At 70.5% G+C, this 10,316-nt stretch carries 10 protein-coding genes; 7 read left to right on the top strand and 3 right to left on the bottom strand.

What is annotated here, in order from left to right; all coding sequences use genetic code 11:
• The first annotated feature begins 57 nt into the window (after nucleotides 1–57).
• The 7 genes from ACFFQA_RS17060 (at nucleotide 58) to ACFFQA_RS17090 (ending at nucleotide 7,401) form a co-directional block, all read left to right on the top strand.
• Entirely contained in the window at nucleotides 58–1,110 is a 1,053-nt protein-coding gene (locus ACFFQA_RS17060) for a 2-hydroxyacid dehydrogenase (RefSeq protein WP_377852948.1), read from the top strand.
• On the top strand, nucleotides 1,094–2,539 hold the full coding sequence (locus ACFFQA_RS17065) for an FGGY family carbohydrate kinase (protein WP_377852949.1): 1,446 nt from the start codon (nucleotides 1,094–1,096) through the stop codon (nucleotides 2,537–2,539). The genes ACFFQA_RS17060 and ACFFQA_RS17065 overlap by 17 nt, the downstream gene beginning before the upstream one ends.
• A gap of 61 nt (nucleotides 2,540–2,600) precedes the next feature.
• Nucleotides 2,601–3,191, top strand: coding sequence for a DinB family protein (locus tag ACFFQA_RS17070; protein ID WP_377852950.1), 591 nt, complete (start codon nucleotides 2,601–2,603; stop codon nucleotides 3,189–3,191).
• A 532-nt stretch (nucleotides 3,192–3,723) separates the two neighbouring features.
• Nucleotides 3,724–3,990, top strand: a complete 267-nt coding sequence (locus ACFFQA_RS17075) for a hypothetical protein (RefSeq protein ID WP_377852951.1) — start codon at nucleotides 3,724–3,726, stop codon at nucleotides 3,988–3,990.
• Nucleotides 3,987–4,538 carry a DUF742 domain-containing protein gene (locus ACFFQA_RS17080; RefSeq protein WP_377852952.1) on the top strand — a complete coding sequence of 184 codons (552 nt, stop codon included), beginning with the start codon at nucleotides 3,987–3,989 and terminating at the stop codon, nucleotides 4,536–4,538. The genes ACFFQA_RS17075 and ACFFQA_RS17080 overlap by 4 nt, the downstream gene beginning before the upstream one ends.
• Before the next feature lie 556 nt (nucleotides 4,539–5,094).
• A complete protein-coding gene (locus ACFFQA_RS17085; RefSeq protein ID WP_377852953.1) occupies nucleotides 5,095–5,925 on the top strand; it encodes a p-hydroxycinnamoyl CoA hydratase/lyase in 831 nt (276 codons plus the stop codon).
• Nucleotides 5,926–5,937: 12 nt separating this feature from the next.
• Nucleotides 5,938–7,401, top strand: a complete 1,464-nt coding sequence (locus ACFFQA_RS17090; RefSeq protein ID WP_377852954.1) for an acyl-CoA synthetase — start codon at nucleotides 5,938–5,940, stop codon at nucleotides 7,399–7,401.
• Here ACFFQA_RS17090 and ACFFQA_RS17095 read toward each other — a convergent pair.
• Genes ACFFQA_RS17095 through ACFFQA_RS17105 form a run of 3 tightly spaced genes read right to left on the bottom strand, consistent with a single transcriptional unit; the run spans nucleotide 7,392 to nucleotide 10,313 of the window.
• A complete protein-coding gene (locus tag ACFFQA_RS17095; protein WP_377852955.1) occupies nucleotides 7,392–7,853 on the bottom strand; it encodes a MarR family winged helix-turn-helix transcriptional regulator in 462 nt (153 codons plus the stop codon). The genes ACFFQA_RS17090 and ACFFQA_RS17095 overlap by 10 nt on opposite strands.
• A 26-nt stretch (nucleotides 7,854–7,879) precedes the next feature.
• Complete coding sequence (locus tag ACFFQA_RS17100; protein ID WP_377852956.1) at nucleotides 7,880–9,088, bottom strand: MFS transporter; 1,209 nt, start codon at nucleotides 9,086–9,088, stop codon at nucleotides 7,880–7,882.
• Complete coding sequence (locus tag ACFFQA_RS17105; RefSeq protein WP_377852957.1) at nucleotides 9,081–10,313, bottom strand: serine hydrolase domain-containing protein; 1,233 nt, start codon at nucleotides 10,311–10,313, stop codon at nucleotides 9,081–9,083. Before ACFFQA_RS17105 ends, ACFFQA_RS17100 begins: the two co-directional genes overlap by 8 nt.
• Nucleotides 10,314–10,316: the final 3 nt, after the last annotated feature.

Consider the following 10,316-nt stretch of genomic DNA (forward strand, 5'->3'; position numbering starts at 1 on the left):
CGACGTACCCGTAGACCGCGGCCATGTCTTCGACCGTAGTTCCGAGGAGCGCATCCGATGACCCTTCGTGTCCTGGCGGCAGGCGACAACTTCGTGCTCAGCTCGTTGCTCGAACGCGCGGTGCTTGACCAGGTCCCGGACGCCCAGGTGTCCACTGTGGACTTCGAGTGGCCGGACGTGCCCTTCGGCCGCGTCGCCGAGGTGGACGAGGCGACCGGCACCGAGGACGAGATGATCGCCGCGCTGCGCGGGCACGACGTGCTGGTGACCCAGATGGGCGCGGTGACCGAACGCGTCCTGCGCGAGTGCCCCGACCTCAAGCTGGTCGCGGTCAGCAGAGGCGGGCCGATCAACGTCAACATCCCGGCGGCGACCGAGGCGGGCGTCGCGGTCTGCCACGCCCCCGGACGCAACGCGACGGCGACAGCGGAGATGACGATCGCGTTGATGCTGGCGGTGTTGCGGCGCGTCCCGGAGACGCACGCGCACACGGCGACCGGCGAGTGGCGTGGCGACTACTACCGCTACGAGAGGTGCGGGCTGGAGCTGGAAGGCACTCCGGTCGGCCTCGTCGGTTTCGGCGCGATCGGCAGCAGGGTGGCCAAGGTCCTCGCCGCGTTCGGCGCCGAGGTGATGGTCTACGACCCGTACGCCGACCCCACGCTGCTCGGCGACGCGGAGCACGTCGCCGAGCTGGACGAGCTGTTGCGCCGCAGCAGGGTTCTCACGCTGCACGCCCGCGTCACCGAGGAGACGAGGGGGTTGATCGGAGCACGGGAGCTGGCGCTGCTGCCGTCAGGGTCGTACCTGGTCAACGCGGCACGAGGCACTCTGCTGGACTACCCGGCGACCGTGGCGGCGCTGAAGTCCGGCCACCTCGCGGGGGCCGCGTTCGACACCTACGCGGTCGAGCCGATCCCGGCGGGCGACGGCCTGCTCAGCGCGCCGAACGTGGTGATGACCCCGCACATCGCCGGTGCCTCGAAGGCCGTTGCGGAGAAGGCCGCGCGGATCGTGGCGGCCGAGGTCGGCCGCTTCGCGCGCGGCGAGGAGCTCGCGAACTGCTCGAACCCCGAAGCGACGGAGGTGCACCGTGTACATCGGCGTTGACGTCGGCACATCCATCACCAAGGCCGTCGCGTTCGGCGCGGACGGCACGCAGCTGGACGTCCAGTCCGTCCCCACCAAGCTGATCCACCCGGCCCCCGGCCGGATCGAACAGGACACCGCAGAGGTGCTCGCGTCGGTGACCTCAGTGCTCAGCGCGTTGGTCGGCCGCGTCGGTCAGCCGGAGTTCGTCGCGGTGACGGGCCAAGGCGACGGGCTGTGGCTGGTCGACGCCGACGGCGTCCCGGTGCGCAACGCGGTGTCCTGGATGGACGGTCGTGCCGCTCAGACCGTCCGGGACTGGACCGCCGCAGGGGTCGAGGAGGCGGTGTTCCGGGTCAACGGCAGCATCCAGTTCCCCGGAAGCCCAGCGGCGATCATGTCCTATTTGGACGAACACGAGCCCTCGACCCTTGATCGCGCTGCTACCGCCGGGTACTGCAAAGACGTTGTGCTGCAGCACCTCACGGGCCTGCGCGCGACTGATGCCTCGGACTCGTCGATGCCGTACAGCGACCTCAACGGCGGTTACAGCGACGTCGCGCTCTCGGCGCTCGGCTTGACCCACCGAGCTGGCCTGCTCGCGCCGATCCACGCTCACCAGCCGGTCGGTGAGCTGCACGCGGCGGGTGCTTCGGCGACCGGGCTCGCGGCGGGGACACCGATCGTCTCGGGGCCGTACGACCTGCCCGCCTGCGCCAGGGGAACCGGAGTGGTGACGCCCGGCGACGGGATGGTGATCATCGGGACCACGCTGGCGTGTCAGGTGATCACCGCGTCACCCGACACGTCCGGCACCCCCGCCGGCCTGACCCTGGCGACGGGGGCTCCTGGCCGGTGGCTGCGCGCGATGCCCGCGATGGTGGGGACGGCGTCGCTGGACTGGACGCTGCGGCTGGTCGGCGCGAGCACGGGCTCGCTCGCGGGCATGCTCGGCGAGTCCGGCGCGGGGGCGAACGGCGTTTCGGTGCTGCCGTACTTCTCGCCGTCCGGCGAACGAGCCCCGTTCGTCGATCCGTTCGCGCGGGGGCAGTTCAGCGGGCTGACGGTGCAGAGCACTCCGGCCGACCTGGTGCGGGCGGTGTGCGAGGGCATCGCGTACGCGGCGAGGCACTGCCTGGACGCGGCCGGGTTGACCGGGTCGCTCGCGGTCGCCGGGGGCGGCGCTCGCAGTGCCGCGTGGTTGCAGATCTTCGCCGATGTCCTCGGGCGGGAGCTGCGGCTGCCCCGGTGCTCGGAGGTGGGCGCGCGAGGGGTCGTGGTCAACGCCTTCGACGTGGTGGGCCGGGCGTTCGACGAGGCCGCGTGGACCGGGTCCGAGCTCGTTGTCTCGCCGGGGCGCGATGTGGAGCGGTATGAGGAGGGGTACGGGCGGTACCTTGCTCAGGTCGGCTCCGCTCGCGCTGCGTGGGCCGACGCGACCGTGTGGTGAGGTGGTTGTCGACCGGGCTGGGGTTGGGTCCACCACAAGGGACTGGAAGGCTGCGCACCGCATGATCGACGACTACGCGAAGACGTATCTGCACGACGACCTGCGCTGGGTGCGCGGGGCGATGCTCGCGAAGCTCGACGGGCTCTCCGAGTACGACATCCGTCGCCCGCTGACCGCTACCGGGACCAACCTCCTCGGCCTGGTCAAGCACCTGTCGACATGGGAGGCCAGGTACTTCGGCGAGGTCTTCGACCGACCGTTCCCCGAGCCCCTGCCCAGGTGGGACGACGAGTCCGAGCGCGGTGCCGACATGTGGGCGACCGAGCACGAGACACGCGCCGAGATCGTCGAGCGGTACCGGCGCGTGTGGGACCACGCCGACGCGACGATCAACGACCTCGCCATCGACGCCCCCGGCCACGTGCCGTGGTGGCCACGCCCCGACGTGAAGCTGTTCGCCATCCTGGTCCACATGCTCACCGAGACCAGCCGGCACGCGGGCCACGCCGACATCCTCCGCGAGCAGCTCGACGGCGCGGTGGGACTCGACGGGGCCGGCGCCGCTCAGCACGGGAAGAACGCCGTTTTCTGGGAGAACCACCGTGCGAAAATCGAGCGCGCCGCCAGAGCAGCACGACCGAAAACCCTCTGACCGAGTCGAAGCTCGGCGATGACGTTCCTTCGCGCAGCGCCAACGCCCAGCAGCCGACCGCGACAATGTCCTGTCGTGCTCGTCCACCAAGGATCGGGTTCTCGGATATACGTGCGTCCCATTGGCGTGAGCGGCTCCAGCTGGTCCACGATCAACAACGCCCCGGCCTCAGCGAAATCCGCACTGGACACCGAACCCGCAAGCCGACGTGCCGGGACAGCGTGCGCATGATTCACGACGCGGTAGGCGTCCTCGATGGAATTGAGGGCCTCACCCCATTCTGTCCGCCCAAAAAAGTGATCATGGCTCCGCAGAATGAAATGGGGATCGCATTTGCGACCGAAGAGATTCATCGGTCGCCGAAAATGCGCCCGGCGCCGTCGCGGACAGGAGGATGCCTAAGCCACGCGCGGCCTCGGGAGGAGTTCACCCGGATCGCGGTGGCGATGACCTGGTCAAAGCCCAACGGGCGTCATCACATCGGCGGCGGAGGGCTCCCGCGGGGGTGGGCCGGTGCGCTAGATTCCGACCGATGGCCATCGAAGATCACTACGTCCAACAGCGGGCGGGCTCGACCGCGCGGTGCTTCGGCGGTCATCTGACCGGCATTGTCGCGCCGAGCCCGATCACCGCGCTCCCCGTGCGCGGTGTCCGGCTGCCCGCCGCCGCGCTCGCCGCGATGCTGGTCGCGGGGCTCGGCATCGTCGGCGGCGGTCCCGCCGTGCCCGCCGCCGTGGCCTCGTTCCTCGTCGCGGCCATGCTGTTCCGGTTCGGCCGCAATGGAGATGAGTGGACATGACCGGTCGGAACAGGCGCCCGCGAACGCCGAGGTTCCAGCCTCTGCCCTACGGCGGCTGGCCGGACTACCAGACCTGGGCGGACAACGACTTCCAGCCGCGCCCCGCCGGTCCCGCGCCGAGGCCGCACCCGGACGCCGAGGCGACGGTGGTCATCCCGCTGCCCGTGTCCCGGCGCCGGCCCGACGCCTTCGTGGAGTGGGCCGACGACGACGCTGTCGTTCGCCCGTACCTCCGGACGCACGGCCGGGTCAGCTCCGCGTACGACCTGCGGCTGGAGACCATGGTGTCGGCGAGCGGGAAGCGCCCCGTCACCGCCTCGATGAGCCCGGACGTGGCCGCGGTGCGGTCGCTGTGCGCGCAGAAGCCGCAGTCGGTCGCCGAACTGTCGGCCTACCTCAAGGCCCCGCTCGGTGTGACCAGGGTGATCATCGGGGACGCGATCGAAGGCGGCCTCGTGTCGGTGCGCCGGGGCGCCTGCCCCGCGGACAACCGGCCGAGCGCGGATGTCCTGCGGCAGGTCAGGGACGGGCTCCGCGCGATGGGCTGAGCCCGCAGACCGCGGGCAGCCGTGCCGTGATCCTCAACGGGCGGTGGTCCCTGCCGGGTCGACTAACAAGTAGTCGATCTTCGTCGTCGTGGCGTTGTCGTGCGGCACGCCGTTGTAGTGGGTCCCCGGTCGGGTGCGCGGGGAGCCGCCATCGGCCTGTGCGCACTCCACGGCGGAAGCGCGACGAACGCCTTGTAGGCCGCGACCTGGTGCGCGCGAAAACTCCCGCTGGGGTCGTCACCGCTGTAGCTGAGGTGGGCGTTGCGCGCACATCGCGACCCGCCATTCCTCCCCCGCGGCCGACGGCAGCTGCCTGGCCTCCCACCACGTGTTCTCGTCCGGCACCGCCAGCGCGATCCCGTGGTCACAGGCGCTGTCGTCGCTGGAACCGCCCCGAGGACCAACGCCCCCGTGAGCAGGGCCGACACCAGCAGGTTCGTGATCATCCGACACCTCCGGGCCAGATCACGACAGACACCCACCTTCCCCCAGGTGTTGACGATGGCGGGCACCCCATGGGAAAACCATCAGGTTCCCTGATGATTGGGAGGTAGCCATGACCGCGTCCCTGGAGACGGTGTCGGTGGAGCTGGACGAGGGCATCGCCTGGGTCACCCTGAACCGCCCGGCCAAGCGCAACGCCATGAACCCCACGCTCAACCGCGAGATGGTGCGCGTGCTCGACGAGCTGGAGGGCGACCCGCGCTGCCGCGTCCTGGTGCTCACCGGCGCGGGCGAGTCCTTCTCCTCGGGCATGGACCTGCGGGAGTACTTCCGCGAGGTGGACGAGAACCCCGACCCCGCCGTGCAGATCCGGGTCCGCCGGGACAGCGCGGAGTGGCAGTGGAAACGCCTGCGGACCTGGAGCAAGCCGACCTTGGCGATGGTCAACGGCTGGTGCTTCGGCGGCGCGTTCACCCCGCTGGTCGCCTGCGACCTGGCGATCGCCGACGAGGACGCGCAGTTCGGCCTGTCCGAGGTGAACTGGGGCATCCCACCGGGCGGCGTGGTCAGCCGTGCGCTGGCCGCAACGGTCGGGCAGCGCGACGCCCTGTTCCACATCCTCACCGGCGAGACCTTCGACGGGCGCAGAGCGGCGGAGATGCGCCTGGTCAACGAGGCGGTGCCCGCGGAGCGGCTGCGCGAGCGGACTCGCGAGCTGGCGCTGAAGCTGGCGTCGATGAACCCGGTCGTGCTGCGCGCGGCCAAGGTCGGGTTCAAGCTCGCCGCCGAGATGCCGTGGGAGCAGGCCGAGGACTACCTCTACGCGAAGTTGGAGCAGTCCCAGTTCCTCGACCGTGATGCCGGGCGGCAGAAGGGGCTCGACCAGTTCCTGGACGACAAGGCCTACCGGCCCGGACTCGGCGCGTACGACCCGACTGCCTGACGGGGGCTCTCGATGCGGAACCAGGGACTCGGCTCGTGGCCACGACGGCGCGCCCGGATGACTCCGGCGCGGATCGCCGTGGTGCACGGCTCGACCGAGCTGACCTACCACGAGCTGCACGAACGGTCCCTGCGCGTGGCCAACGGGCTACGGGAGATCGGAGTGCGGCGCGGTGACCGCGTCGCGTACTTCGGGCACAACCACCCCGCCTACTTGGAAGTCCTGTTCGCGTGCGGGATGCTCGGGGCGATCTTCGTCCCGGTGAGCTCCCGGTTGACCACGGCCGAGCTCGACCACGTGCTGCGCGACTGCGGTGCCCGCGTGCTCGTCCACGGTCCCGCTCAGGAGACGGTGGTCGATGGACTCGACCCCCAGCTCGCACCGCGACGGTTCGGGTTGTTCGACCTGTTGGCACGCAACAGCTCCGAGTTGATCGACGAACCCGTCGAGCTGTCCGCCCCTTGCCTGGTCATGTACACCTCGGGCAGCACCGGGCGACCGAAGGGCGCGGTTCTCACCCACGGCAACCTGACGTGGAACTGCGTCAACGTGCTCGTGGAGTCTGACATCGCACAGGACGAGGTGGCGCTCGCCGTCGCCCCGCTGTTCCACGCAGCCGCACTGGGCATGGTGTGCCTTCCGACGCTGCTCAAGGGCGGAACCGTTGTGCTGCAAGAGAAGTTCGATCCCGGAGCGGTTCTGGAGGTGATCGAGCAGCGGCGGGTCACCCTCGTCTTCGGAGTGCCGACGATGTATGACGCCGTCGCGGCTCATCCCCGCTGGGAGGAAGCCGACCTGTCCAGCGTCCGCACGGTGCTCTGCGGCGGCGCGCCGGTGCCGACCGAGACGATTCGCCGCTACCGCGATCGCGGGCTGGCCTTCGTGCAGGGCTACGGCATGACCGAGGCCGCACCGGGCGTGTTGCTGCTCGACCGGGACCACCTGCTGACGAAGTCCGGCTCGGCGGGCGTTCCGTCCTTCTTCACCGATGTCCGTGTGGTGCGGCCCGATCTGACCGAGGTCTCGCCGGGTGAGAAGGGCGAGATCGTGGTGAGCGGCCCTAACGTGATGCCGGGCTACTGGGGTTCCGGGAGCGGCCCGCTGGACGGCTGGTTCCACTCCGGCGATGTGGCCACTGTGGACAGTGACGGCTACGTGTACGTGGTGGACCGCTTGAAGGACATGTTCATCTCCGGCGGCGAGAACGTCTACCCCGCCGAGGTGGAGAACGTGTTGCTCGGGCACGACGCGGTGGCGGCGTGCGCGGTGATCGGCGTTCCGGACGCGAAGTGGGGTGAGGTCGGCAAGGCGCTGGTCGTGCTCAGCCGGCCCTGCTCCGAGGCGGAGCTGCTCGGGCTCCTGCGCGAGCGCCTGTCCGCCTACAAGGTGCCCAAGTCCGTGCGGTTCACCACCGCCCTGCCGACGACCGGCTCCGGAAAGCTGGACAAGACGGAGATCCGCAGGCTCTACGGCTGAAGATCGGACAAGGACCGGTGCGCCTCACCCAGGGCACCACGGAACTCCGAACGCCGCTTCGCGCTCAAGTTCGACAGCATGTGGGTCTCCAGTTCCGCGACGAGCGGCGCGCACTCCTCCAGCAGCGCCGCGCCCTCCTCGGTCAGTGTCGCCAGCAGCACGCGCCGGTTGTCCGGGTCGCGGTGGCGTGCGATCAGACCGCGCTTCTCCAGTGCCAGGACCATCTCGTGCATGCTCTGCGGCCGCACGAACGACCGCCGCGCGAGCTGGGCGGAGGACAACGGGCTGCGCCGCAGCAGCACCGACAGCGCGGTGTACTGCAAGGTGGTGAGCCCCAACGGTTTGAGCCGCTCGTCCAGCAACGCGCGGATCAGCAGTTCGAGCTGCTTCACCAGGTAGAGCGTCAGCGGGCCGTCCTCGGGCTCACTCGGCTTGGCGATCACGTGAGCCATGCTCTCATCCGGCGGCGCCGGTGTCGCTACGCCGTGGGGAACCGCCGCATCGTCGGGCTGACCGTCGTCGCCAGTGCCACCAGCGCCAGCACACCCGCGCACACCAGCACCCCGGTCACGCCGCCGAGCGCCGTGGTCAGCGCCCCGCCGAGGACAGGCCCCAGCGCGCCCGCACCGCCCGAGCAGAAGCCCGCGACGCCGCTGAGCCGCCCGCGCAGCTCGTCCGGCGTGATCATCATCTGGTAGGTCATCACGGTGGTGTTGGCCACCGGCAACAGGAACGCCGCAGCGCCGAGCAGGATGCCGAGCGGGAGTCCGGCTGGCACGACCGCCATCAGCGCGACCATCGCCGCCGCCGTCCAGGAGAACCCGAGCAGCAGCACCGGGGCGGGGAACTTCGCGTGCAGCCGGGCCGCCGCCAAGCCGCCGAGCAGCCCGCCCGCGCCCAGGAAGGTCATCATGAAGCCGATCTCGCCGGGCGCCACCTCGTCCTCGCCGGAGAGCGCGAGGACCACCACCAGCAGCGCGCTGAAGACCAGGTTGGAGAACATCATCCACAGCAGCGTCGTCCTGATCACGCGTTGCCCGAGCACCCAGCGGAACCCGCCGAGCAGGTCGACGCCCACCGACGGCCGGGGCGCTTCGACTCGCCGTGGCAGCCGCAGGAACACCAAGGACACCAAGGAGATCCCCAGCACCACCGCCTCGGCGGCGAACGGCATCATCGGGTGCACGGTGAACAGCATCCCGGCGACGGCGGGCCCGGCCAGGGTCGCGATGAACGGCCGCGCGGTGTTCGTGGCCACCGCGCGGGAGAGCTGCTCCTCCGGCACCACCTGGGGCAGCGCCGCGTGCTCGGCCGGGTCGAAGACCGAGCCCAGGAAGCCTTCCACCAGCGCGACCACGAGCAAGAGCGGGAACGGGTGCACGCCGAGGGCCAGGACCACGGCGAGGCTCGCCACCGCCGCGGTCCTGGCGGCCTGGCAGACCAGCATGACCTTCTTGCGGTCCCAGCGGTCGGCCATCACCCCGGCGGGCACGATCGCGACCATGTGCGCGAAGCCCAGCACCGAGGAGACAACGCCCATCTCCAGCGGGGACCCCGCGGACAGCATGATCAGCAGCGGGAAGCCGATCTGGGTGATCTCCCCCGCCAGCTCCGAGAACAGCTGGCTGGTCCACAGGATCGTGTAGTTCCTGTTGCGGGACAGCGGAGTCAGCTGCGTGTCAACCATGGCGGCGCGCCAGTCGCCCGCTGATCTGGAGCAGCTCAACGCGCCCCGTCGCCGGATCGGGCAGGAACCGCCCGGACAGGACCGCGCTGCTGCCGGGCAACGCCCTCGCGGTGAACCGCAGCCGCTCGAAGCACGTCAGCTCCACCGCGGGCGCCGGGCCGAACGCCAGCTCCAGAGCGCCTTCGCGGCCCTGCGACACGACGAACTCCGACGGGCCGTTGACGTAGCGGCCAACGGCCTCCGGGTCGGCGGGCACCGGTTCACCCGGATCACCAAGACCTTCGTCGGCGACGCCGAGCTTGGCCGCGAGGTCCCGCCACAGGTCGAGCCCCGTGCCCGCGTTCGTCGTCAGCGCGACCGCGTTGCCGGTGCCCTGGTCGAAGCGCAGGTGGCAGGACGTGCCGTCCCCGGTGCCGTCGTGGCCGGACCAGCTCCCGTAGCGGGCCCAGCCCAGGCCCCAGCTGTCGGCCATGCCGAACGGCCCGACCGCCACCGAACCCAGCTGGTCCCGGCACATCTCGCCGAAGACCTCCGCCGAGGTGAGGTGGGTGGAGACGAAGGTGACGAGGTCGGTGGCGCTCAGCGCCAGTCCCCCGTTGGGTGCCTCCACGTCGAGCACCGACTGCGGACCGACCGGGACCACCCGTCCGTCCGGCAGCACGGTGTGGCCCTCGGCCGTCCCCCTGCTGCCCGTCGTCCCGGTACTGGTCACAAAGGACGGTGTGATCCCCCAGGGCCGCAACAGGATCTCCTCGACCGCCTCGGCCCAGTCCATCCCGGTGACCACCTCGACGAGGTGCCCCGCGACGAGGTAGCCGATGTTGGAGTAGGAGAACACCTCGCCCGGCCGGTGCACCAACCCGGTGTCCCGCCAGTGGTTCGCCAGCCAGTGCGCGCGGTTGGCGGTGTGGTCGGCGTCCTCGTCGATGTTCGACGCCCAACCACCGGTGTGGCTGAGCACCTGCCGCAGCGTGACCGCCTGGTCCAGCTCCGGCAGGTGCTCGCCCAGCGGCTCGTCCAGGTCGAGGTCGCCGTCCTCCACCAGCACCATCGCCAGCGCGGCGGTGAACGGCTTGGTCAGGGAGCCGAGCGGGAACACGGTGTCCGGCTTCGCCGTGCCGAACGTGGTGTCCGTGCTCCCTTCGGCGTCGCACACCACCAGCTGTGCCGCGGGCACCCGGTGCGAGCGGCAGAGCTCGGCGAGCAGCTCGGTGTAGTCCTGCACTGA

The organism is Allokutzneria oryzae (assembly GCF_042429765.1).
GTDB classification, from domain to species: Bacteria; Actinomycetota; Actinomycetes; order Mycobacteriales; family Pseudonocardiaceae; genus Allokutzneria; species Allokutzneria oryzae.

Excerpts from the sequence above, each read along its gene's own strand:
- ACFFQA_RS17060 (WP_377852948.1), top strand. The coding sequence starts at position 58 with ATGACCCTTCGTGTCCTGGCGGCAGGCGACAACTTCGTGCTCAGCTCG.
- ACFFQA_RS17070 (WP_377852950.1), top strand. The coding sequence starts at position 2,601 with ATGATCGACGACTACGCGAAGACGTATCTGCACGACGACCTGCGCTGG.
- ACFFQA_RS17075 (WP_377852951.1), top strand. The coding sequence starts at position 3,724 with ATGGCCATCGAAGATCACTACGTCCAACAGCGGGCGGGCTCGACCGCG.
- ACFFQA_RS17080 (WP_377852952.1), top strand. The coding sequence starts at position 3,987 with ATGACCGGTCGGAACAGGCGCCCGCGAACGCCGAGGTTCCAGCCTCTG.
- ACFFQA_RS17085 (WP_377852953.1), top strand. The coding sequence starts at position 5,095 with ATGACCGCGTCCCTGGAGACGGTGTCGGTGGAGCTGGACGAGGGCATC.
- ACFFQA_RS17090 (WP_377852954.1), top strand. The coding sequence starts at position 5,938 with ATGCGGAACCAGGGACTCGGCTCGTGGCCACGACGGCGCGCCCGGATG.
- ACFFQA_RS17095 (WP_377852955.1), bottom strand. The coding sequence starts at position 7,853 with ATGGCTCACGTGATCGCCAAGCCGAGTGAGCCCGAGGACGGCCCGCTG.
- ACFFQA_RS17100 (WP_377852956.1), bottom strand. The coding sequence starts at position 9,088 with ATGGTTGACACGCAGCTGACTCCGCTGTCCCGCAACAGGAACTACACG.